The sequence below is a fragment of the Acinetobacter pollinis genome (genome assembly GCF_015627175.1).
GTDB classification, from domain to species: domain Bacteria; phylum Pseudomonadota; class Gammaproteobacteria; order Pseudomonadales; family Moraxellaceae; genus Acinetobacter; species Acinetobacter pollinis.
Genome location: NZ_VTDQ01000009.1, coordinates 64578 through 88904, shown reverse-complemented (window position 1 = coordinate 88904; position 24327 = coordinate 64578). Strand labels below are relative to the sequence as shown.

Here is a 24327-nt window from a genome sequence, read left to right as displayed (position 1 = left end):
GTACATAACCCTGTTTCCGACTCTTTTAGTCGCTATGCAACCGAATACATAGGGCCACTTTGGGGGTTTACCGCAGGTTGGACTTATGTCTTTGAAATGGTCATCGTTGCTATCGCAGATGTGACCGCCTTTGGTATTTATATGGGCTTTTGGTTTCCCGATGTCCCTCGTTGGATCTGGATTCTATCACTCATTTTTTTCTTAGGTGGTATTAACCTCATTCATGTTAAAGTATATGGTGAACTCGAATTTTGGCTTTCTATTATTAAAGTCAGTGCCATTATCGCAATGATTCTTGGCGGTTTAGGAATTCTTATTTATGGATTTCATTTACCACAGTCGACTGTTAATCCAAGTATCACAAACCTTTGGCAACACGGTGGCTTCATGCCAAATGGTATTGTAGGTTTTATTGCATGTTTTTCTGTTGTTGTTTTTGCTTTTGGTGGTGTAGAGGTTATCGGTATTACTGCTGGTGAATCAAAAGACCCTAAAAAAGCAATTCCACATGCAATTAATGCTGTACCTTTTCGTATTCTTTTATTTTATGTACTTACAATCTTCGTATTACTCTCTATTTTCCCATGGAATCAAATCGGCAGTAATGGTAGTCCGTTTGTACAAATCTTTGAAGGTTTAGGCATTAAATCTGCTGCGGCTGTATTAAATATTGTTGTAATTACTGCTGCAATTTCAGCAATTAATAGCGATGTATTCGGTGCTGGTCGCATGATGTATGGTATGGCTAAAAAGGGCCAAGCACCTCAAAGTTTTAGTAAAACATCTAGGTATGGTGTGCCATGGATGACCGTTGTGGTTATGGCTGGTGTACTCCTTGTTGGTGTGATATTAAACTACCTCATTCCAGAAAATGTTTTCGAAATCATTGCTTCAATTGGTACTTTTGCAACCGTTTACGTATGGCTCATGATCTTACTCGCTCACTTTGGTATGCGTAAAAAATTATCAAAAGATGAAATCAAGCAGTTAGATTTTCCTATTGTTGGCTGGCCAATTGCACCTATTTTGGCAACACTCTTTATGCTATTTGTGATTGGTTTAATTGGTTATTTTCCAAGTTTAAGACCTGCTCTTTATGTAGGTGGTGTCTGGTTAATTTTATTGGTTATAGTTTATATAATCTTTATCAAGCCTAAAAAAGCCATCTAAATAAAAGCCCACAATCGTGGGCTTTTTTATCTCTAATCCATTTATAATAAAAAAATCAAAAATACATCAAAATGATAAATAAATGAAAAACCCATCAATAGCTTGCTTAAGCATCGCTTTCGTTTTTTTAATTAATATGCTGGGCACAACCTTACCAACAGCAATTTATCCAATTTATCAAGCACATGAGCATATTACGAGCCTCACGATTACTCTAATTTTTGCAACCTACGCACTGGGTGTAATCTCTGCCTTGCTCATTATGGGCAGTTGGTCTGATCAGTTAGGTCGTAAGCCAATGCTATTTTTAGGACTTTTATTTTCCATTATTTCTGCACTTTGTTTTGCATTCGGAGATGCTTTAAGTTTTTGGTTTATTGCAAGGCTCTTTTCTGGTTTTTCAGCAGGGCTTTATGCATCAACTGCAACAGTCATGATATTGGAACTTGCTCCAAAACATTGGAGTAAGGTCGCAACACTCATCGCAAGTGGTGCAAATATTTTGGGTCTAGGTCTAGGACCAATCGTAGGAGGAATCATTATAGAAACCCTTCCTTCTCCTGAAATGATGCCTTATTTAATTCATCTTATACTTACTCTATTTGCAGGTTTAGTTCTCTACTTCATTCCAGAAAGTCGAAAAAAAGCCTCTCAAATTAAGCTAAAGGTACAAAAGCTTTCACTTCCTCATGAAGTTAAAAGTATCTTTGTTCCAGTAACTATCGCTGGATTCTCGGGTTTTATGGTCATGGGATTTTACTCCTCAATGATTCCATCCATTTTGAATCATATTTTTGAGATTCATCATGCTATTCAAATTGGCCTCACCATTTTTATTTTGTTTATTGCTTCAGTAATTGGACAAGTAAGTGAACCTTTCATTCCAAAACAAAAAAGAGAGTTTGTTGGCTGCTACACTCTTTTATTAGGGCTTATTCCATTTTTCTTTTGTATTGCCTTACAAAGCTTTACTCTACTTTGTATTGCTACAGCTCTATGTGGCTGGGGTCAGGGACTAAGTTTTAGATCGTGTTTAGCAAACTTGGCTCAGCACAGTCCAAATGCTTATAAGGCCTCTATTACATCTAGCTTCTTCGTCATTATTTATTTAGGTATGTCTACACCTGTTATTGGTATGGGTATACTCAACCAATTTGTTACACTTAAAACTGCAACCTTTTCCTATCTGCTTGCCGTTTTTATTATTCTTACTACCGCAATTTTTTTATTGCGTCGATACTATCAATCTCTAGATATAAAAAAGGCACCCTAAGGTGCCTTTTTTGTGATTCATTCTAATTTTACTTAGAATTGCTCTTCATTTAATGCTTGGCTAAATGCTTGATCAACGTCGCTAAAGTCATTGTGAAGCTCGTATTCTGCAGCTTCAGACTCTTGACGACGACGTTCTAGGTGATACGCCAAACCAGTACCTGCTGGTATTAGACGACCTACAACAACGTTTTCTTTTAGACCACGTAAATCATCTTCTTTACCTGTTACCGCAGCTTCTGTTAAGACACGTGTTGTCTCTTGGAACGATGCAGCAGAGATAAATGAATCTGTAGATAATGATGCTTTCGTAATACCCATCAATTGACGGTCAAACTTCGCAGGGAACTTGTTTTGTGCCAATACCGCTAGGTTTTCTTGCATTACACGGATGTAATCTACTTGCTCACCTTTGATGAAGCTTGTATCACCACCGTCAACAATATCTACTTTACGAAGCATTTGACGAACAACAACTTCGATGTGCTTATCATTGATTTTTACACCTTGTAAACGGTAAACATCTTGTACTTCATTAACGATATAGTTTGTTAATGCAACTTCGCCTTTTAGACGTAAGATGTCATGTGGATTCTGTGGACCATCAGAGATCACTTCACCACGGTTTACATGCTCGCCTTCAAATACGTTGATTTGACGCCATTTTGGAATCAATTCTTCGTAGATTTCAGCACCATCATCAGGTGTAATTACAAGACGATATTTACCTTTAGTCTCTTTACCAAAGCTTACAACACCTGAAATTTCAGCAAGGATTGCATGTTCTTTTGGCTTACGTGCTTCGAACAAGTCAGCAACACGTGGAAGACCACCGGTAATATCACGTGTACGCGATGATTCTTGTGGTACACGACCAATAACATCACCTACACCAATTGTTTCGCCGTCACGAACAGTCACAATTGTGTTTTGTGGTAGGAAGTAGAACTGCTCACCACCATCTGCTGTATCAAGTACAATCGCTGGACGTAAATCTTTACCAGAAGCAGGACGTGCTGTTACAGGTAAGATTTCAACAGTTGTCATACCTGTTGTATCATCAGTTTTCGATGTTGCAGTCGAACCATCCACAATTTGTGAGAAGCGTGCTTTACCAGCAACTTCTGTTACAAGTGGATGTGTATGCGGATCCCATGTTGCAACGATACCGCCAGCTTCTACAGCTTGACCATCTTTAAGTAAGATGCTTGCACCGTAAGGTAGTTTATAACGCTCGCGCTCACGACCTAACTCATCTGCAATACCGACTTCACCAGAACGTGACACAGAAACTTGGTGTCCTTTCGAGTGTTGTACAGTTTTCACATTATGGAAACGTACAGTACCTTTATTACGTACTTGAACACTGTTTGCAGCAGATGTTCTGCTTGCTGCACCACCAACGTGGAACGTACGCATTGTTAACTGTGTACCCGGCTCACCAATAGATTGAGCAGCCATTACACCCACAGATTCACCTGGATTTACCAAGTGACCACGAGCAAGGTCACGACCGTAACAGTTCGCACACACACCGAATGTAGATTCACAGCTTACAACTGAACGAACCTTAACCTCATCGACACCCGCCTCTTCAAGGTAAGCAGCGATTTTTTCATCAATGAGCGTCCCTTTCGGTAAAACGATCTCATCATCAGAAGCACGACGTACATCTTCAGCAGTTACACGACCAAGTACACGATCACGTAATGCTTCAATTACATCACCACCTTGAATTAATGGTGTCATGACTAAGCCACCAGCAGTACCACAATCTGGTTCTGTGATTACTAAATCTTGTGCAACGTCTACAAGACGACGAGTCAAGTAACCCGAGTTTGCTGTCTTCAATGCTGTATCGGCCAAACCTTTACGTGCACCGTGCGTTGAAATAAAGTACTGAAGTACTGTTAGACCTTCGCGGAAGTTTGCTTTAATCGGTGTTTCAATAATCGAGCCATCTGGTTTTGCCATCAGACCACGCATACCTGCAAGCTGACGAATCTGTGCAGCACTACCACGCGCTCCAGAATCCGACATCATATAGATACTGTTGAATGATTTTTGCTTCTCATCTTCACCTTTCTTGTTTTTAACAAGCGTAGAAGACAAGTTATCCATCATCGCTTTAGCAACTTGGTCGTTTGTACGTGCCCAAATATCGACAACTTTGTTATAACGTTCACCAGCAGTTACGAAACCTTGCTCGAATTGATCTTCAATTTCACGAACTTCAGCTTCTGCTTTATCAATGATCACTTGTTTTGTTGGTGGAATCACCATATCTTCCATACCTACAGACACACCTGAGCGTGTTGCTTGACGGAAACCAAGATACATTAATTGGTCAGCAAAAATAACTGAGTCTTTTAGACCAAGTTTACGGTAACAAGTGTTAATCAACTTAGAAATGTTTTTCTTCGTCATTTCAAGATTGATCATGTCAAAGCTTAAACCTTCAGGAACAACTTCCCAAAGTAAGCAACGACCTGGTGTTGTATCAACGATAATGGTTTGCTTTTCACGGTTACCATTTTCATCAATAATTGTTTGGTGTACACGTACTTTCACACGTGCATGCATATTCACTTGACGGGTTGCTAAAGCACGGTTTACTTCGTGAGTATCTGCAAACACCATACCTTCACCTTGCACATTCACTGCATCACGTGTGATGTAGTAAAGACCCAATACAACGTCCTGAGAAGGTACGATGATTGGTTCACCATTGGCAGGTGACAAGATGTTGTTTGTAGACATCATTAATGCACGCGCTTCAAGCTGTGCTTCAAGTGTCAATGGTACGTGAACCGCCATTTGGTCACCATCGAAGTCGGCGTTAAATGCCGCACATACGAGTGGGTGTAGACGAATCGCTTTACCTTCAATAAGTACAGGTTCGAATGCTTGTAGACCAAGACGGTGAAGTGTTGGTGCACGGTTCAACATCACTGGGTGTTGACGAATTACGTTTGCAAGTACATCCCATACTTCAGGCGTTTCACGCTCAACCATTTTCTTCGCAGCTTTAATGGTTGTTGCTTGGCCTGATGCTTGTAATTTTGCAAAAATAAATGGTTTGAATAATTCAAGTGCCATTTTTTTCGGTAAACCACATTGATGAAGACGTAGCGTTGGACCAACTGTAATTACAGAACGACCAGAATAATCTACACGCTTACCTAACAAGTTCTGGCGGAAACGACCTTGCTTACCTTTGATCATGTCTGCCAAAGATTTCAGTGGACGTTTGTTAGAGCCTGTAATTGCGCGACCACGACGACCGTTATCAAGCAAGGCATCTACAGATTCTTGTAACATACGTTTTTCGTTACGCACAATAATGTCTGGCGCAGCTAAATCTAAAAGACGTTTTAAACGGTTGTTACGGTTAATCACACGACGGTATAAATCGTTTAAGTCAGATGTCGCAAAACGACCACCTTCAAGTGGTACTAATGGACGTAGATCTGGTGGAAGTACTGGAAGTACATTTAACACCATCCATTCTGGCTTATTGTTTGACTGATGGAATGCTTCCATTAATTTCAAACGTTTAGATGCTTTTTTCAGCTTAGTTTCTGAAGTTGTTTGTGGAATTTCCTCACGTAAGCGAGAAATTTCTGCTTCAAGATCGATATCTTTTAATAGATCTTGTACAGCTTCAGCACCCATTTTTGCTGAGAACTCATCGCCATGCTCTTCTAAAGCTGTATAGTATTCTTCATCGTTAAGAAGCTGATACTTTTCAAGCTCTGTTAGACCTGGATCTGTAACTACATAAGATTCGAAATACAATACGCGTTCAATATCACGTAGTGTCATGTCAAGTAGTAAACCGATACGGCTTGGCAACGATTTTAAGAACCAAATATGCGCAGTTGGCGTTGCAAGCTCAATATGGCCCATACGTTCACGACGTACTTTCGCAGTCGTTACTTCTACGCCACATTTTTCACAAATAACGCCTTTGTACTTCATACGCTTGTATTTACCACACAAGCATTCGTAATCTTTTACTGGACCAAAGATTTTGGCACAGAATAAACCATCACGTTCTGGTTTAAACGTACGGTAATTGATGGTTTCAGGCTTTTTAACTTCGCCATGAGACCATGATTTAATCATTTCTGGTGATGCAAGACCAATACGGATGCGATCAAACTCAACTGGAGTATGACCGTCAGAGTCCGTTTTTTTACGCATGATATCGAGCAAGTCTTTCAATTCTTCTCTCCGTGTGCCGAGGGAATTCATGTATTCACTCGGCAGGGTCACAAATATTGTTTATTACTGAAAATTCGTGAAGCTTTACAGCTTAGTCACCATTTTTCAGTTCAATGTTGATACCTAAAGAACGGATCTCTTTGGTCAATACGTTGAATGACTCAGGCATTCCTGGATCCATATAATGGTTCCCATCTACAATATTCTTATAGATACGTGTACGACCTTCAACATCATCTGACTTCACAGTAAGCATTTCTTGTAGCGTATACGCTGCACCATATGCTTCTAATGCCCAGACTTCCATCTCACCAAAACGCTGACCACCAAACTGTGCTTTACCACCCAATGGCTGTTGCGTTACTAACGAGTAAGAACCCGTAGAACGTGCATGCATCTTGTCATCAACCAAGTGGTTCAACTTAAGCATGTACATGTAACCCACAGTTACTGGACGGTCAAACTGTTCACCTGTACGTCCATCAAACAATGTTTGTTGACCTGTACGTGGTAGTTCAGCGAGCTCTAATAACTCTTTAATTTGTTCTTCTTCAGCACCATCAAATACTGGTGTTGCTAAAGGAACACCTTTTTTCAGGTTACCAGCAAGGATTAAGACTTCATCATCAGTTAATGTTTCAAGCTCTTCTTGCTCTCCACCAACTTTGTTATAGATTTTGTCTAAGAATTCACGTAGCTCGGCAATTGTACGTTGCTGTTTGAGCATTTTATCAATTTGCTCACCCAGACCTTTTGCTGCTAAACCTAAATGTGTTTCAAGAATCTGACCCACGTTCATACGTGAAGGTACACCCAACGGGTTAAGTACCACATCTACAGGTACACCATTGGCATCGTGTGGCATATCTTCAACAGGTAAGATGTTTGATACAACACCTTTGTTACCATGACGACCTGCCATCTTATCACCAGGCTGAATACGACGTTTTACAGCAAGATATACTTTAACAACTTTCAATACACCTGTTGTTAGTTCATCGCCTGTAGAAAGTTTGCGTTTCTTCTCTGCAAACTTCTCATCTATTTCAGCACTCTTCTCTTTCAAGTAAGTCTGGATCTGAGTAAGACGCTCTGCAATACCTTCATCAGAAGGCTGAATTTCAAGTAGATCTACCATTTCTAGTTGAGATAACTTGTCTTCAGTGAGTTGATCACCACGCTTAGTTGTGCCACCACCGTTAGACATTTGGTCTTTCAGTAGACGTACGATACGCTCACGTGCAGCTTCTTCAAAGATTTTGTATTCTTCTTTCAAGTCTTTACGGTAAGCGTCTAACTGTGCTTTTTCAATTGCAAGCGCACGCTCGTCTTTTTCAAGACCATCACGTGTAAATACTTGTACGTCAATTACAGTACCTTTAGTACCTGATGGAACACGTAACGAAGAGTCTTTTACATCTGCAGCTTTTTCACCAAAGATTGCACGAAGTAATTTTTCTTCAGGTGTTAATTGTGTTTCACCTTTAGGCGTCACTTTACCTACAAGAATATCACCCGCTGTTACTTCAGCACCGATATAAACAATACCTGATTCATCTAACTTAGATAATGCAGCTTCACCAACGTTTGGAATATCGCCAGTAATTTCTTCAGCACCAAGTTTAGTATCACGTGCAACACATGATAATTCTTGAATATGGATTGATGTTAAACGATCTTCTTGAAGAACACGTTCTGATAATAGAATCGAGTCCTCATAGTTGTAACCATTCCATGTCATGAATGCAACACGCATGTTTTGACCAAGTGCCAATTCACCACCATCTGTAGATGGACCATCAGCAAGTACATCACCACGGCCAACTTTATCGCCTAGGTTAACCAGTACTTTTTGGTTAATACATGTGTTTTGGTTTGAACGTGTGTACTTAATCAGGTTATAGATATCTACACCTGCTTCACCCGCAACCATTTCACTTTCATTAACACGAATCACCACACGAGAAGCATCAACAAACTCAATAACACCACCACGTTGTGCGATTACACATACACCCGAGTCACGTGCAACATTTGCTTCCATACCTGTACCAACAAGTGGCTTATCAGCAAGAAGTGTCGGCACCGCCTGACGTTGCATGTTTGAACCCATCAATGCACGGTTCGCATCATCGTGTTCAAGGAACGGAATTAATGATGCTGCAACAGATACTACTTGTTGTGCAGATACATCCATATGCGTTACACGCTCAGGAGGCATACGCAGTGTTTCACCTTGGTGACGCACAGTAACCATTTCTTCAAGTAAGTGACCTGCTGGATCAACCACTGCATCGGCTTGTGCAATAACAGTACCTACTTCTTCAATTGCAGAGAGGTATTCTGTATCTTCAGTCACGCGCCCATCAACAACCTTACGGTAAGGTGTTTCTAGGAAACCAAAATGGTTTGCTTTAGAGTAGACTGAAAGCGAGTTAATCAAACCAATGTTTGGTCCCTCAGGTGTTTCAATCGGACATACACGACCATAATGAGTATGGTGTACGTCACGTACCTCAAAGCCCGCACGCTCACGTGTTAAACCACCTGGTCCGAGTGCAGACACACGACGCTTGTGTGTAATCTCAGACAATGGGTTGTTTTGATCCATGAACTGAGATAACTGGCTAGAACCAAAGAATTCTTTAATTGCTGCAGCAACAGGCTTCGCATTAATTAAATCTTGTGGTGATAAGTTATCTGTTTCAGCTTGGCTTAAACGCTCTTTAACTGCACGCTCAACACGAACTAAACCTACACGGAATTGGTTTTCTGTCATTTCACCAACAGAACGCACACGACGGTTACCTAAATGGTCGATGTCATCAACTTCACCTTTACCATTACGAATATCTACTAATGTACGCATTACATCAGTAATATCTTCGTTAGATAACACACCTTCTATTTCACGCGTTTTTTGATCTGTACCAACTTCGTATGGACGTCCTAAACGACGATTAAATTTCATACGACCAACAGCAGATAAATCATAACGTTCTGTAGAGAAGAACAAGTTATTAAATAAGTTCTCTGCTGCTTCTTTAGTTGGTGGCTCGCCTGGACGCATAACTTTGTAGATTTCTACAAGAGCTTCGTCACGATCACGTGTAATATCAGCACGTAACGAGTCAGCAATATAAGAACCACGATCGATATCATTTGTGAATAGGATGTTAAATTCTTTTACGCCACCCTCTGCAATTTTCACCATAACTTCATGGCTAAGTACAGTATTGGCAGGAATTACATCACCATCACGTAACGTGATATTTTCTGCAGTAATATGCTCGTAAAGGTACTCATCTGGTACTGCAAGTTTAGTTAATCCAGCAGCTTCCATTTGACGTACATGACGTGCATTAATACGTTTGCCCTGCTCAACAATAACTTTACCGCTATTGTCTGCAATATCAAACTGTGCCATTTCGCCACGCAGGCGTTCTGGAACCAATTCAATTTGATAGCTACCCATATCTAGGTAAACAGGAACTTTTTCATAGAACAAATCAAGAATTTGTTCATCAGTATAATTTAAGGCACGTAAGATCACAGTCGCAAGAAGTTTACGACGACGGTCAATACGTACATAGACTAAATCTTTGGCATCAAATTCAAAGTCTAACCATGAACCACGGTAAGGAATGATACGTGCAGAATAAAGTGTTTTATTCGAATGTGTTTTACCTTTATCACTATCGAAGAATACACCTGGAGAACGATGTAACTGCGATACAATTACACGCTCAGTACCATTAATTACAAATGTTCCGTTATCCGTCATTAATGGGATTTCACCCATATAGACTTCTTGTTCACGTACATCTTTAATTGCTTTTGTATCACGATCTTTAATGATCAAGCGAATTTTAACGCGCATTGGTGCTGCATAAGTTGAGCCACGGAGAATACACTCACGTACATCAAACTCAGGCTTACCAAGGCTATACTCTACAAATTCTAAAGCAGCATTGCCGGAATAACTTTCAATTGGGAAAACTGAACGAAACGCAGCTTGGAGACCAATATCTTCTCGGTTTTTTGGTAATTTACCATCTTGCAAAAACGTTCTGTACGAGTCGACTTGAATCGAAAGCAAGTACGGAACATCCATTACTTGGGGCAATTTACCAAAATTCTTACGGATCCGTTTTTTTTCGGTATATGAGTATGCCATCTGGAGTCCTCGGAAAGTACAAAACTAAACCTGCCTGCAGTTCAGGTTTAGAAGGAATTACGCAGGCCGATATGGCCACCACTACTTACAAATGCTGCAAATGAGAGTGGTAATAAAACGCTTAACAATATTTTTAGAACGAAAAATATTGGTAAGCGTTTGAATTGTTTGGATTTTTTATCTTTATTGCGATATATATCACAGTTCAATAAAAAACCGAGCCGATTATTGTAACGCAAAAAGGCTGATGACCCAAGAGCCATCAGCCATATCTGGAGTCAATTTTTTAACGATTGACTCCGGACGTAAATTACTTAAGTGTAACTGTAGCACCAGCTGCTTCAAGTTTCTTCTTAAGCTCTTCACCTTCTTCTTTGCTCACGCCTTCTTTAAGAACTTGTGGAGCACCTTCAACTAGATCTTTAGCTTCTTTCAGACCAAGACCAGTTGCTTCACGAACTGCTTTAATTACAGCAACTTTGTTAGCGCCAAAGCTTGTTAATTCAACATTGAATTCTGTTTGCTCTTCAGCAGCAGCAGCAGTGTCACCACCAGCAGCAACTGCAACAGCAGCAGCAGATACGTTGAATTTCTCTTCAAAAGCAGAGATTAAGTCAACAAGTTCAAGAACAGTTTTTTCAGCAACTGCGTTTAAAATTTCTTCGTTAGTTAAAGCCATGAGTATAACTCCAAATGGAAATTAAATGGTGTAGGTAATGGATTATGCAGCTTCTTGCTCGTTTTTCTCTTTGAGCGCTGTAAGTAAGCGACCCAATTTCGAAACTGGAGCTTGAAGAACGTTTGCAAGCATAGTAAGCGCTTTTTCTTGGTTTGGAAGATTTGCGATAACGCTAACTTCTGCACCTTGATAAACTTTACCGTCAAATGCGGCAGCTTTAAGTTCAAACGCTTTATTTGCTTTTGCAAAATCTTCGAACAAGCGTGCAGCTGCACCCATGTCGTCTTCAGAAGTTGAAAAACCGAGAATTGTTGGACCAACTAGGTTGTCACTTAAGATATCGAATTGAGTACCTTCAAGTGCACGTTTTGCTAGTGTGTTACGCACGATACGTGTTGAAACACCTAACTTACGAGCCTCAACACGAAGTTGAGTTAATTGCTCTACGTTTAAACCTTGGTAGTCAGCAACAACAGCAGAGAAAGCTTTGCTCGCAGTTTCGTTTACTTGAGCAACGATTTCTTTTTTGTTCTCTAATAGTAGAGCCACTGTAAAACCTCCTAAGGTGATTTATGTATTCTAAGAATACACTCCCAATTCGTAAGCCTTTCGACTTACACGCGGAGGATGAATAAATCACACCACCGCGTCTACGCAGGCTGAATTATTAAGAGAATTTCTTCTCGCCTGAGGTCTTTGACGCTAATAGGCTTTAACCTATCAATTCAAAGTCCACTCTAAAGATAGAGATAATCATCTTTATCTTTAGAGATTTAAGAATTCTGTTCTAACAATTAGTTAGATACGCTGTTTACATCAACAGTTACACCAGGACCCATTGTTGAGCTCAAAGTGATTTTCTTGATATATACGCCTTTAGAAGTCGCAGGTTTTGCTTTTTTCAAGTCAGCAACCAGTGCTTCTAAGTTTTGACGTACAGCTTCAACAGTAAAGCCAACTTGGCCAATACCAGCATGAATAATACCAGCTTTGTCTACACGGTAACGTGCTTGACCAGATTTAGCATTTTTAACTGCAGTAGCAACGTCAGGAGTTACTGTACCTACTTTAGGGTTTGGCATTAAACCACGTGGCCCTAAAATTGTACCTAACTTACCAACAACACGCATTGCATCAGGAGCAGCGATTACAACATCAAAGTCAAGATTACCTTTTTGAATGCTTTCAGCTAGGTCATCAAAACCAACGATGTCAGCGCCTTCAGCTTTAGCAGCTTCAGCAGCAGCACCTTGAGCAAATACAGCTACACGTACAGTTTTACCTGTACCTGCAGGTAAAGTTGTCGCACCACGTACAACTTGATCTGATTTACGTGGGTCAACACCTAGATTTACAGAAACATCTAATGATTCTTTAAATTTAGCTGCAGGGAAGCCATTAATTACTTCTACTGCTTCTTCCAAAGAGTAAACTTTGTTTGAATCAATAGCAGAAATCGCTTTTTGACGTTTAGTTAACTTTGCCATCTTATTACAGCTCCACTTCCAAGCCCATAGAACGTGCAGAACCAGCGATGGTACGAACACGTGCATCTAAGTCAGCACCAGTTAAATCAGGCTCTTTAGTCGTAGCAATTTCTTCTAATTGCGCACGAGTTAATTTACCAACTTTAGTTTTATGTGGCTCAGAAGAACCTTTTTGAATACCAGCAGCTTTCTTAAGAAGAATAGCAGCAGGTGGAGTTTTCATGATAAATGTAAATGATTTATCATTGTAAACTGTAATTACCACAGGAATTGGAAGACCTTGCTCAACTTTTTGTGTAGCAGCATTGAATTCTTTACAGAATGCCATGATGTTAACACCACGTTGACCTAGTGCAGGACCAATTGGTGGAGATGGATTTGCTTTACCAGCTGGGACTTGCAGCTTGATATAGCCGTCAATCTTTTTAGCCATTTTGAAATACCTCTGGGTAATAGCGCCGCTAGGCTCCCCAATGTTTGTTACATATAAATTGCCTATTTAATTAAATAGGCATTCGGTCAAATTAAGTTAAATTGTTTTCTCAACTTGACGGAATTCAAGCTCAACTTGCGTTGGTCGATTAAAGACATTAATCGTTAACGTCAAGCGAGATTTGTCATAGATGACCTCTTCCACAACACCTTTAAAGTCTGTGAATGGGCCATCGATAACCAATAATTCTTCACCAGGTTCAAACATCGTCTTAGGACGAGGTGCTTCACCTGTATTACGTACACGAGCTAAAATCGCATCTGCTTCTTTTTGGGTAATTGGCGCAGGTTTTTCTGGTGTTCCACCAATAAAACCAAGAACTTTTGGACATTCTTTTACAATATGCCAAGAATCGTCATCCATTTCCATTTCAATAAGCACGTAGCCTGGAAAGAATTTGCGTTCAGATTTACGCTTTTTACCATCCTTCATTTCAACGACTTCTTCAGTCGGAACTAGGACTTCACCAAAACTGTCGGCAACAGCACTTCGCTGAATTCGCTCTTTAAGTGAACGCATGACTTGTTTTTCATAACCTGAATAGGCATGAATAATGTACCAACGTTTCATAGCTTTCTACCCGATCATTAACTTTACTAACCAACCCAGCGCATAATCAAAGCACCATAGCACGATCGCAGCAACAATAATTACAAGTACAACTTGCCATGAGGTTGTTACTGTTTCTTGTTTAGTTGGCCAAGTGACTCGGCGTAGTTCTAATCGTGCATCTTTCAGCAAGCGAACAAAACCTTTGCCTTGGTGGGTGGCGTATAATAAACCTAAAGCTACAATGATACAAGCTAAAATCGCCCCAATTTGCACCCAAATATTGCTTGCTGGTGCCCAATATGCTGGAAGATATTGATTTACAAGAGAAGCTCCTATTAGCAAAATAATTGCTAAAACCCATAGAATAATATCCATAGGTGAGCCAGAACGCACAACTTCTGCTGCTGTATTTTTCTGAGGAATTGGCGCGTCGCTCAATGCGTCACGCGATTTATCATTCGACATGCTTTTACTCGTCGTAGAATTCGCGAATCATTATAAGGACAAAATAGCCAGCATCAAGCTTTAACTTTGAAATAAATGGCAGGCCAGGAGGGACTCGAACCCCCAACATTCGGTTTTGGAGACCGACGCTCTACCAATTGAACTACTAGCCTATAAAGTAAACCGAGAACCTACGTTCTCGGTTTAATATTTATTATATTACTGAATTACTTTAGAAACAACACCAGCACCTACAGTACGACCACCTTCACGAATCGCGAAGCGTAAGCCTGCGTCCATTGCGATTGGGTGGATCAATTCTACTGACATTTCAACGTTATCACCTGGCATAACCATTTCAACGCCTTCTTTCAACTGGATTGCACCAGTTACGTCAGTTGTACGGAAATAGAACTGTGGACGGTAACCATTTAAGAATGGAGTATGACGACCACCTTCTTCTTTCGCAAGTACATATACTTCTGCGTCGAATTTAGTGTGTGGCTTAATTGCACCTGGCTTAGCCAATACTTGACCACGTTGTACGTCTTCACGCTTAGTACCACGTAAAAGAACACCACAGTTCTCGCCTGCACGACCTTCGTCTAGCAGTTTACGGAACATTTCAACGCCAGTTACAGTAGTTTTAACCGTGTCTTTAATACCAACGATTTCAACTTCTTCACCAACTTTAACAATACCTGATTCTACACGACCAGTTACAACTGTACCACGACCAGAAATTGAGAATACATCTTCGATTGGCATTAAGAATGCTTTATCGATAGCACGCTCTGGCTCAGGAATGTAAGAGTCTAACGCTTCTACTAGAGCAATTACTGCAGATTCGCCATACTCACCTTGGTCACCATTAAGTGCAGCTAGTGCTGAACCACGGATTACAGGAGTGTCATCACCAGGGAAGTCGTAAGAAGAAAGAAGTTCACGAACTTCCATTTCTACTAATTCAAGTAACTCTTCATCATCAACAAGGTCACACTTGTTTAAGAATACGATAATGAAAGGTACACCTACCTGACGAGAAAGAAGGATGTGTTCACGAGTTTGTGGCATAGGACCGTCAGTCGCAGCACACACAAGGATCGCACCGTCCATCTGAGCAGCACCAGTGATCATGTTTTTAACATAATCGGCGTGTCCTGGGCAGTCTACGTGAGCGTAGTGACGAGTTGGAGAATCATATTCTACGTGAGATGTATTAATTGTAATACCACGAGCTTTTTCTTCAGGCGCAGAGTCGATTGCTGCGTAATCTTTAGCTTCACCGCCATAAGTTTTCGCACAGATCGTTGCGATAGCAGCTGTTAAAGTTGTTTTACCATGGTCAACGTGACCAATTGTTCCCACGTTTACGTGTGGTTTATTACGTTCAAACTTGGCTTTAGCCATGATGATCATCCTCGTTCACATCGAATAAAACACTGAAAAACTCAGCACATCGACATATCGCCTAAAAATTAGACACCCAATACTTTAAAAGCAGACTAATAAGCCTGCTTTCTTAAGAAGTGTAGTTAAAACTACTAAACTGTAAAATCTGGAGCTCTTATCGAGATTTGAACTCGAGACCTCTCCCTTACCAAGGGAGTGCTCTACCACTGAGCTATAAGAGCGATACTACTTCGATGGAGCGGGAGACGAGGGTCGAACTCGCGACATGCAGCTTGGAAGGCTGCCGCTCTACCAACTGAGCTACTCCCGCATGTTGGTATAATTACCACTTCATTCGAAGTTAATGGTGGTGGGAGAAGGATTCGAACCTTCGAAACTTTCGTAGCGGAGTTACAGTCCGCCCCCTTTGACCGCTCGGGAATCCCACCTTATCACACTTACTTGGTAGTGCAGTCCTTTACTTCTGCTTTAAAACAACCTTAAAATGGTGCCGACACTCGGATTCGAACTGAGGACCTACTGATTACAAGTCAGTTGCTCTACCAACTGAGCTATGTCGGCGTTTTAAGTTGTTTCGTACATTTCGTATCGGAACGGTGTGCAGTTTAGCAAAACTTCAAAATGATGCAAGCACTTTTTTAAAAAAAGTGCAAAAAAACTTATAAAATCAATCCATTTGATGATAATTCAACCGCTTTGATCACTGCGCGAGCTTTTATTTGCGTTTCATTCCACTCTGCTTCAGGATTTGAGTCTGCAACAAGACCTGCTCCAGCTTGAACATATACCCGATTTTCTCGAATAACGCATGTTCTAATGGCAATAGACATGTCCATTTCCCCATGCCAGCCTAGATAACCCACTGCTCCACCAAAAATTCCACGTTTTACAGGTTCAACTTCATCAATAATTTGCATTGCTCTCACTTTCGGTGCACCTGAAAGCGTCCCTGCTGGGAATGTTGCTTTAAACACATCCAATGCATCTACATCATCATTTACTTCACCTTGAACATTAGAGACGATATGCATGACATGTGAATATCGTTCTACAATCATTTTATCAGTTACTTTAACTTTACCTGTTTTTGAAACACGTCCAACATCGTTACGCCCAAGATCAATGAGCATGAGATGTTCAGCAATCTCTTTTTCATCTGCAAGAAGCTGTTTTTCCAACATTAGGTCTTCTTCTGCTGTCTTACCACGAGGGCGAGTACCAGCAAGCGGACGTACTGTTGCAATTCCATTTTCTAAACGCGATAAAATTTCAGGCGAAGAACCGACAATATGAAATGGCGTTTTATCTTGGATAGTATGACCTTGAACTAAAAATAGATAAGGCGAAGGGTTTAAATGACGTAACGCACGATAAACTTGTAAAGGCTCTCCATCAAAATCTGATACCATTCGGTGCCCAGGTACAACCTGCATCACATCTCCAGCACGAATGTACTCTTTTACTTTTTCTACAGAAGCTTTGTATGCTTCCTCACCAGTTAAAGAATGAAATCTAGGAAATGTATGTGGTTTTGTTTTAAGACGTATAGGAGTATCGAGTAAATCTTCTAAACGATTTAATTTGTTTTGTGCATCTTCATATGTTTCACCATTTTCAATATCTACATGTGCAATTAAAAACAATGTATCTTTGAGATTATCAAACACAATAACTGTTTTTGAGAGCATCATCCAAATATCAGGAAGACCAACAGGATCAGCCTCTGGCGCCATACCTTTAAGGTGTGGTTCAATATATCTTACCGCATCATATCCAAAGTACCCGACAAGTCCGCCAGTAAAATTGGGTAATTCAGGCAATTGTTGTTGCGTAGGAACTTTAAATTGACTTTGAAAGTCGCGAATGAACTGATAAGGATCTACATTTTCTTCTGTGGAAATACTTCCATCTTCAGATTGAATGTCAAGAATTCCATTATTACACGAAAAAATAGTAGATTCACCCAAACCAATAATTGAATATCTTGCCCATGTTTCTCCACCTTCAACAGATTCTAGGAGATAAGAAGGTGTATTTTTATCTAAACGGGCAAAAACTGATAACGGTGTATCTGCATCTGCAAAACGCTGTCTATAAACAGGAATTACATTAAAGCCTTGCTGTGTCAGTTGCTCAAAAATTTCTTTATTCATCGTATTACTCACTTTATCTATTCATTCAAAAATATAAATTTATAGTGAGCAACGCCATCGTAAGCACAACCTTAAACACATAAAACAATCCTATTTTCAGTTATTCAACAATTGAGTTAAGTTATCAATGACTTCTTGAGGGTGACTATCATAAATACTTTCGCCATGATTATAACCATAACTCATAATAATACAGTCAATTTGTGCAGCACGTGCTGCTTTAATATCATTCTTTGAGTCACCTATCATCAAAACATGCTTTGATTGAATTGCAAAATTTTCTATCGCATACAATAAAGGCATCGGAGAGGGTTTCTTCTCACTTAAGCTATCACCACCAATGACTAATGGAAAGTATTGAATTAAATTAAGTTGAGTCAAAATTTTAATCGCCAGTAATTTAGGCTTATTTGTAACACAAGCCATCTTAAGATGTCTTGCTCGACACACTTCAAGAAATTCAATAACACCTGAAAAGATACCACTATATATACAAAAATCTTTTTCATAGTATTTTAAGTAGTAGGCACATAGGACTTCAGGTGAAATGAATGTACACTCCATAGAAGCTAAAACAGTTCTACATAGTTTTTCACTGCCCTCACCTACCCAAACTCGAATTTGTGATTCTTGAACTAAAGGGAGATTGAAATGCGTCAGTGCCTGATTCATTGCACCAGTGATATCTTTTACTGTATCGACCAATGTACCATCTAAATCAAATAAAATGCATTGACGCTCATCTAGTTTCGCTATGGTCATTGTGAACTCCTATAAAAAAAGCATGCCTAAGCATGCTTTTAAATTCTACTGTAACTACTTAAATAGAAACCATAATAGCAATGCAACAAATAAGATCACCACAATTGTAATTAAACCAACAGAAGCATTTTTCTTAGTTTCATGATTTTCGGGCATACTCACTGAATTTGAGTCAACTGAAGATTGCTTTGAATCGACTGACTCTTTAGCGTGTACATCAGCACCTTCTGGAATAGGTGGTGGCTGAGGTACTTCAATATTTTGTGGCATTCCATCTTTAGATAAAGGTGTTTCTTTTGCACGCTCAGCCAATGATGGCATACCCTCATCAACTACTTTTTCTTCTAATACCGTTTTACTAGCTACATCTTCAACGAAAAGTATAAATTGCAAGGTGGCAAATTGAATCGTATCTTGATCTTTTAAAGCTGTTTGCGCTGTAATTTTATTTCCATTCACATAAGTCCCATTCGAAGACTGAAGGTCCTCTAACCACAATGTTTGGTTTTTTATATAAAAAGCTGCATGTTTACGTGAAATTTCAGAAGACTGTAAGATGAGTCCACAACTTTGATGACGCCCAACAAGAGTATCTTCCTGAACATTGAATTCACTATTATTCAACTCACTTGAAAGAGCTTTTAGTGTCCATTTCATACTCAATATCTCTATTTAAACTTATTTTTCATAGGATAGCATGTTTCTATATATTATATAGATCAATGATATTAACTAAAATCCTTTTCAGTTAATAGATACTTGTATTATTAAACATACCTTTCTGTCTATTATTCGATACAAAAAAATATTTAATTAATTTCTTATAATCTATAAATTTTATTTTATAAATAGGAAGCCTATATTTATAAGCTTCCTATAGAATATTATCTTAGATTAGAAAGTCTTCTAATTTTGCACCTTTGGCTAACTCAGCCACCAACCAGCGTGGTTGTTTACCACGACCCGTCCATGTTTGCTCAGTATTATTATAGTTGCGATAGCGCGGTTCAACAGTTTTACGTGTTGTAACCTTACGTTTTTGCGCGCCATATTCTAAAACTTCTTCAACAGAAAGATCTAATGATGATGCGATATCAATGATTTGCTGATAAGCGTCTTGAATCGCTTTATCTTTTTTTGTCGCAATTAATGCTTCAGCTTCTTGTTGTAAATGTTTTAGTTCATCCACACTTAATGTACTAATATCTTGCACTTAAATTTCTCCCAAAATAAAAATTAATATTTAAATGTATCGAATACGCGAATAATAATAAATTATAATAAATAAGTATACAGTGTAAAAGACACAATATCATTAAAACCATACTAATAGATAATATATATTAGTATTTTCATTAAGAAATAATCGATACGTTGTGAGACATTAATTCAATATTCACTTATTTAGTAACGATTATTTCACCTTATTAAAATTAAATCATACGAAGATTTAGTAATAAATAGTGTGTAAAAAAGCACAATCATTATACAAAAATAAGTTTCAACTGATTGGTCTTTACTATTTTATACTATAAAACTTAAATATTTATTTTTATAAAATTTGTATTCTTTTCAAATACTTGATTTAGATCATTTAATAATGATGTATTCCCGTAAATTGATGATTTGACACGCAAATAGCTTGTTAGAATATGATCAGGATATTGATCCAGTAATGCATTTGCCTGTTCATAGCGTTGAGTTTCTTGGAACAAATGCCATTTAATAAAATTAAAGATTGGCATATTGGGATATTTAACCTCCCAAGCGTTCACTTTACGCTCAACTTCATCGTATTTATTGTATGAGTTTTTCACTTTTTGTTCAAACCACATCAAGAAAACCTCTTGGTCGAACATCTCATCTAATAATTGTGTTGCAAGATATTCATATTCTTCTTCCATATTTGGTAAGCGCATTAAAACCTTCAGCCATAGAATTTTATTTTGGCGTATGGTGTCATCAATATAATCCGTTTTTAAATCGAAATAACGTAATTGAAGTTTTTCTAAATGGTCAGGGGTAGACTGTTCGAAAGTCTTTAAAATTTGTATTAGCCAGCTATTATTTGCTTCTGGTGTTAAATTTCCATAAGCTTTTGCATATAAGTACAACCATGGGAACTTGCTTGCAAACTCTCCCCAAAGGTATGCTAAATATGCCTGATAGCTAGACTCTATTTCTTTTAACCATGAGGTTTCAACCTGTTTATTAGACAATAGATCTAAATAAGCAAATGCATCTGCCCCTTGACCTTCATCTAAATAAATTCTAATACGTTGTAATGTTGCTAATTCAAAAACAGCATTCGGTGTTTGATCCAGTACAGCTAAGGCCTCACTAAAGTGTCCTTCTTGTCTTAAAAAAGCCGCACGCATAATTTCATTGAGTAAGATGGAAGGTGCAAAAATATTTTCAATAACGTCTTTTTTATCTTTTTCCGCAGACAGTAACCACAAAACACCCAATTTCTCATAAGGATGAAGCGCTAAAAATTCTGCAATATCATGTTTTTTACGTTTATGTGCATAAAAGTATTTTCTTACACCATATGCAATCATTTGAATAGATAAGCTTATAAACCATATAAGAATAAAAAGCCCGAAGACCGAAGTCTGTACTTCCATATGGCTAAACAAAATATAGACATATCCTGTCTCTGTACCAAAGCTAGATAAAATACAAAATATGATAAGTACGATGAGAATAAGAATATAGGATAATAAAATTTTCTTCATTTATTGTTATCCTAATTCAATAATGTGGGTGTATGTAGTTTTGGCGTAGTATCAAAAGAAATTTTCTTCGCAATTTCTAACTGTTCACGCAGAGTATCCTGATTAAAACGCGGTGCCTGTTTCATAAGCAACAAAACTTCATCAATACTGGTGGTATAATCATCATACTGCCCCATATTCAATTGTTGATTTGCAAGAAGCAATCTTAATTGAATTTCTTTTACAACCAACCTTTGGCTGACTAAATCAGTACTCATCTGATTCAAAGGCTGTATGGATATAAGTTTTTCTACAAAACTTTTTTGCTGTGGAGGTTGATAACTTTCCACACCTTTGTCTAACAATTCTAAAAGCTCTTGATCGACCTGTGAAAGTAATTTATTGGCATAATTTAATTGTGCTTGCTGATGACGATCAAAGGCTTCAATTTGCTGTTGATCTGTCATTAAAGATGTATACAAGCTTTGTTTTAAAGCTGGAGAAATATTATAGCGATCTAGGCTTTGTATAAGCTGTTGTAAATGCTCAAGTGCATAAGTACGTTGTTGTTGATTTAAAGCAAATTGAACCAATTCTAATGCTTGCTGAATAGGTAAAATAGGGTTAATTAAAGATTGATGACTTTCAGATGAACTCGTGCCATGTTCATTTATCTTTTCTTTTGTTGTCGTGACTATTGGTTTATTTTTATGATCATCCCCTACCACTTGCGGTATTCTTTGAGCAGCGACCATTTGATCATTGACATGATTAATTGATTGCTCTGTTCGGGTAACCTGAGATCTCAGACCATCAATCGCTTGAACATACTGTTGCTGATCGTAGGTTAATTTAGATATCCATAAAAAACTTACCACCAAAAGCCCCAGACACCATTTATTCATTACTTTTCCTGCTGTGGGTACATCATAAGACGACCTAACTCATCTGCTTTTAAACTTGAAATTAAAGATATATTAGGCAGAGCAATACTTTTAGCAACAATTGTATAAACCCTTGCACCCAACACTAGATAATGACATTTATATAGTATGTTTATGTCTTTGCTGAATAAATTAAGCCAGTAATGCCAACTTGCCTCGCTACTTATACAAACATAAATTTTTTCATGATACTGTTTTAATATTTCAGCAACATGTTGAGAACTCGTAACTGTACTCTGAGGAAGACCTCTTTCATATAAAATCATATTAAGAATATGAATATTTTTCTGTGCCAGATGATCCATCATAAACTGACGTCCACCTTCACCTCGCCAGAAAGCAATGCAATTTATATCTAATTCTTTAAGTATAGGAAGTGCTAACATGCCTTCAGACGTCTCTACATCTGGCACATGTACTTGTAATCCTATTTGATGAAACACTTCTGCAGTTTTCTCTCCTACAGCAATCCAATGTAGTTTATTTAGGTCATTAAATTCATAGCCTAATTGTTCTAAGTATTTTAATCCAATATTTGCTGCTGTAGGACTCACAACAACTACGACCTGCGCTTGAGTAGACATTATCTCAAACTGTTCAGATAGCACCAAAGAGAGATCTATTGGCTTCAATGCCAATAGTGGAAGCTCAAGTACTTCTATACCAAAGTGCTTTATACCCTTGGTCAGTGGCTCTGCCCTTTCAACAGGTCGTGTATTAATAAATAACATTAAATTATAAATGAAGATCTTTTAGTAATGGCCCTGCACCCAGTGCAAGCAAATCTTTTGCCAATTGCTGACCAATTTCAATTGCGTGCTCAGGATTACCTTGTATCTTTGCCTTTAGTAGCGTTTTACCATCTACACTTCCCACTCTACCTTCCATTGAAATTTGCCCATTTAGTAAAGTTGCATAGCCTGCTATAGGAATCTGACAACCACCTTCTAAATATGCATTGAAAGCACGCTCTGCACGCACACATACTTCCGTTTCAAAATGTTTTAAAGGTTCAATTAATGCAAGTACATCTTGATCGTTTGCTCTACACTCTAAACCAAGTGCTCCCTGACCTACCGCGGGTAAACTCACAATAGGATCAAGACCATGACGAATACGCTCATGTAATTCTAAACGCTTTAATCCTGCACTGGCTAAGATAATCCCATCATATAAACCACTGTCTAACTTAGATAATCTTGTACCAACATTGCCTCTTAGATCTTTAATTACTAGGTCTGGACGATGATTCAAAATTTGACACTTACGGCGTAAGCTTGATGTACCAACGACTGCACCTTGAGGTAATTGATCAAAGCTCTCATAGTGATTTGATACGAATGCATCGAACGGATCTTCTCTTTCACAAATTACGGGTAAATCGAGACCATCAGGCAATTGCATAGGTACATCTTTAATAGAATGTACAGCAAGGTCAGCACGACCATCAAATAATGCCTGCTCTAACTCCTTTACAAATAATCCTTTACCACCAATTTTAGCAAGAGGAGTATCTAAAATTTTATCGCCTTGCGTTACAAAAGTGACTAACTCTACTTTTAATGCTGTATGTAATTTTTCTAATCTTGCTTTAATATGTTCTGCTTGCCATAAAGCCAATGGACTTTGACGTGTCGCAATTCTTAATGTTTTCATGAGCTACCAGTAACAATTTAAATTTAAGCCTAAACTTAACGCGATTCAAAAAAAAAGCAAGTTGAATCACTCAAGTTTTATCTATAACAAGCATCGAATGAACAAATCATAAAATAATTCATTTTAAGAACAATATATTAATAACAGAAATCGTCCAACAAATTTTCTTCCAAAAAGCCAG

At 38.6% G+C, this 24327-nt stretch carries 19 protein-coding genes and 5 tRNA genes; 2 read left to right on the top strand and 22 right to left on the bottom strand.

Going from position 1 to position 24327, the window contains the following annotated elements; genetic code table 11:
• Both I2F23_RS05690 and I2F23_RS05685 read left to right on the top strand, forming a co-directional pair.
• Positions 1-1170 (top strand): amino acid permease (locus I2F23_RS05690; RefSeq protein WP_195771594.1); only part of this gene is annotated, 1170 nt, incomplete at its 5' end.
• An 82-nt stretch (positions 1171-1252) separates the two neighbouring features.
• Complete coding sequence (locus I2F23_RS05685; protein ID WP_195771593.1) at positions 1253-2443, top strand: MFS transporter; 1191 nt, start codon at positions 1253-1255, stop codon at positions 2441-2443.
• Between the two features lie 32 nt (positions 2444-2475).
• On the opposite strand, the gene rpoC is transcribed toward I2F23_RS05685, so the two are convergent.
• From rpoC to hemC, 22 genes are all read right to left on the bottom strand, one after another.
• Positions 2476-6669 (bottom strand): DNA-directed RNA polymerase subunit beta', encoded by a 4194-nt coding sequence (gene rpoC / locus I2F23_RS05680; protein ID WP_195771596.1) that lies wholly within the window; start codon positions 6667-6669, stop codon positions 2476-2478.
• 91 nt (positions 6670-6760) lie between these two features.
• Positions 6761-10846: a DNA-directed RNA polymerase subunit beta gene (gene rpoB, locus I2F23_RS05675; protein WP_195771592.1), complete on the bottom strand. Its 4086-nt coding sequence runs from the start codon at positions 10844-10846 to the stop codon at positions 6761-6763.
• Positions 10847-11156: 310 nt separating this feature from the next.
• Positions 11157-11525, bottom strand: a complete 369-nt coding sequence (gene rplL / locus I2F23_RS05670; RefSeq protein ID WP_195771591.1) for a 50S ribosomal protein L7/L12 — start codon at positions 11523-11525, stop codon at positions 11157-11159.
• Between the two features lie 42 nt (positions 11526-11567).
• Positions 11568-12074, bottom strand: a complete 507-nt coding sequence (rplJ, locus tag I2F23_RS05665) for a 50S ribosomal protein L10 (RefSeq protein WP_195771590.1) — start codon at positions 12072-12074, stop codon at positions 11568-11570.
• Positions 12075-12319: 245 nt separating this feature from the next.
• Positions 12320-13012 carry a 50S ribosomal protein L1 gene (rplA, locus tag I2F23_RS05660; RefSeq protein WP_195771589.1) on the bottom strand — a complete coding sequence of 231 codons (693 nt, stop codon included), beginning with the start codon at positions 13010-13012 and terminating at the stop codon, positions 12320-12322.
• Between the two features lie 4 nt (positions 13013-13016).
• A complete protein-coding gene (rplK, locus tag I2F23_RS05655; RefSeq protein WP_195771588.1) occupies positions 13017-13445 on the bottom strand; it encodes a 50S ribosomal protein L11 in 429 nt (142 codons plus the stop codon).
• Between the two features lie 96 nt (positions 13446-13541).
• Positions 13542-14075 carry a transcription termination/antitermination protein NusG gene (nusG, locus tag I2F23_RS05650; RefSeq protein WP_195771587.1) on the bottom strand — a complete coding sequence of 178 codons (534 nt, stop codon included), beginning with the start codon at positions 14073-14075 and terminating at the stop codon, positions 13542-13544.
• Positions 14076-14081: 6 nt separating this feature from the next.
• Positions 14082-14522, bottom strand: coding sequence for a preprotein translocase subunit SecE (secE, locus tag I2F23_RS05645; RefSeq protein ID WP_195771586.1), 441 nt, complete (start codon positions 14520-14522; stop codon positions 14082-14084).
• A 76-nt stretch (positions 14523-14598) separates the two neighbouring features.
• Positions 14599-14674: transfer RNA gene (locus I2F23_RS05640), tRNA-Trp, on the bottom strand.
• 46 nt (positions 14675-14720) lie between these two features.
• On the bottom strand, positions 14721-15911 hold the full coding sequence (gene tuf / locus I2F23_RS05635) for an elongation factor Tu (protein ID WP_195771585.1): 1191 nt from the start codon (positions 15909-15911) through the stop codon (positions 14721-14723).
• 149 nt (positions 15912-16060) lie between these two features.
• Positions 16061-16135, bottom strand: a tRNA-Thr gene (locus I2F23_RS05630).
• A gap of 13 nt (positions 16136-16148) precedes the next feature.
• Positions 16149-16224: transfer RNA gene (locus I2F23_RS05625), tRNA-Gly, on the bottom strand.
• A gap of 34 nt (positions 16225-16258) precedes the next feature.
• Positions 16259-16342: transfer RNA gene (locus I2F23_RS05620), tRNA-Tyr, on the bottom strand.
• Between the two features lie 57 nt (positions 16343-16399).
• Positions 16400-16475, bottom strand: a tRNA-Thr gene (locus I2F23_RS05615).
• 98 nt (positions 16476-16573) lie between these two features.
• Entirely contained in the window at positions 16574-18067 is a 1494-nt protein-coding gene (trpE, locus tag I2F23_RS05610) for an anthranilate synthase component I (RefSeq protein WP_195771584.1), read from the bottom strand.
• A 96-nt stretch (positions 18068-18163) separates the two neighbouring features.
• The gene (locus I2F23_RS05605) at positions 18164-18829 is read right to left on the bottom strand and encodes a phosphoglycolate phosphatase (protein ID WP_195771583.1); all 666 of its coding nucleotides are present in this window, start codon (positions 18827-18829) and stop codon (positions 18164-18166) included.
• Positions 18830-18883: 54 nt separating this feature from the next.
• Complete coding sequence (locus I2F23_RS05600; protein ID WP_195771582.1) at positions 18884-19486, bottom strand: FHA domain-containing protein; 603 nt, start codon at positions 19484-19486, stop codon at positions 18884-18886.
• A gap of 232 nt (positions 19487-19718) precedes the next feature.
• Positions 19719-20042 carry an H-NS histone family protein gene (locus tag I2F23_RS05595; RefSeq protein ID WP_195771581.1) on the bottom strand — a complete coding sequence of 108 codons (324 nt, stop codon included), beginning with the start codon at positions 20040-20042 and terminating at the stop codon, positions 19719-19721.
• A gap of 325 nt (positions 20043-20367) precedes the next feature.
• Positions 20368-21567 (bottom strand): heme biosynthesis protein HemY, encoded by a 1200-nt coding sequence (locus I2F23_RS05590; RefSeq protein ID WP_195771580.1) that lies wholly within the window; start codon positions 21565-21567, stop codon positions 20368-20370.
• An 11-nt stretch (positions 21568-21578) separates the two neighbouring features.
• Entirely contained in the window at positions 21579-22451 is an 873-nt protein-coding gene (locus tag I2F23_RS05585) for a hypothetical protein (protein ID WP_195771579.1), read from the bottom strand.
• A complete protein-coding gene (locus I2F23_RS05580; RefSeq protein WP_195771578.1) occupies positions 22451-23221 on the bottom strand; it encodes a uroporphyrinogen-III synthase in 771 nt (256 codons plus the stop codon). The genes I2F23_RS05585 and I2F23_RS05580 overlap by 1 nt, the downstream gene beginning before the upstream one ends.
• A 4-nt stretch (positions 23222-23225) precedes the next feature.
• A complete protein-coding gene (gene hemC, locus I2F23_RS05575; protein WP_195771577.1) occupies positions 23226-24146 on the bottom strand; it encodes a hydroxymethylbilane synthase in 921 nt (306 codons plus the stop codon).
• Between the last annotated feature and the right edge of the window lie 181 nt (positions 24147-24327).

Bases quoted from the DNA above. Each gene is read 5' to 3' on its own strand.
- I2F23_RS05600 (WP_195771582.1), bottom strand. From the start codon at position 19,486: ATGAAATGGACACTAAAAGCTCTTTCAAGTGAGTTGAATAATAGTGAA.
- I2F23_RS05585 (WP_195771579.1), bottom strand. From the start codon at position 22,451: ATGAATAAATGGTGTCTGGGGCTTTTGGTGGTAAGTTTTTTATGGATA.
- trpE (WP_195771584.1), bottom strand. From the start codon at position 18,067: ATGAATAAAGAAATTTTTGAGCAACTGACACAGCAAGGCTTTAATGTA.
- rplK (WP_195771588.1), bottom strand. From the start codon at position 13,445: ATGGCTAAAAAGATTGACGGCTATATCAAGCTGCAAGTCCCAGCTGGT.
- rplL (WP_195771591.1), bottom strand. From the start codon at position 11,525: ATGGCTTTAACTAACGAAGAAATTTTAAACGCAGTTGCTGAAAAAACT.
- rpoB (WP_195771592.1), bottom strand. From the start codon at position 10,846: ATGGCATACTCATATACCGAAAAAAAACGGATCCGTAAGAATTTTGGT.
- hemC (WP_195771577.1), bottom strand. From the start codon at position 24,146: ATGAAAACATTAAGAATTGCGACACGTCAAAGTCCATTGGCTTTATGG.
- tuf (WP_195771585.1), bottom strand. From the start codon at position 15,911: ATGGCTAAAGCCAAGTTTGAACGTAATAAACCACACGTAAACGTGGGA.
- I2F23_RS05685 (WP_195771593.1), top strand. From the start codon at position 1,253: ATGAAAAACCCATCAATAGCTTGCTTAAGCATCGCTTTCGTTTTTTTA.
- I2F23_RS05590 (WP_195771580.1), bottom strand. From the start codon at position 21,567: ATGAAGAAAATTTTATTATCCTATATTCTTATTCTCATCGTACTTATC.
- I2F23_RS05580 (WP_195771578.1), bottom strand. From the start codon at position 23,221: ATGTTATTTATTAATACACGACCTGTTGAAAGGGCAGAGCCACTGACC.
- secE (WP_195771586.1), bottom strand. From the start codon at position 14,522: ATGTCGAATGATAAATCGCGTGACGCATTGAGCGACGCGCCAATTCCT.
- I2F23_RS05605 (WP_195771583.1), bottom strand. From the start codon at position 18,829: ATGACCATAGCGAAACTAGATGAGCGTCAATGCATTTTATTTGATTTA.
- rplA (WP_195771589.1), bottom strand. From the start codon at position 13,012: ATGGCAAAGTTAACTAAACGTCAAAAAGCGATTTCTGCTATTGATTCA.
- nusG (WP_195771587.1), bottom strand. From the start codon at position 14,075: ATGAAACGTTGGTACATTATTCATGCCTATTCAGGTTATGAAAAACAA.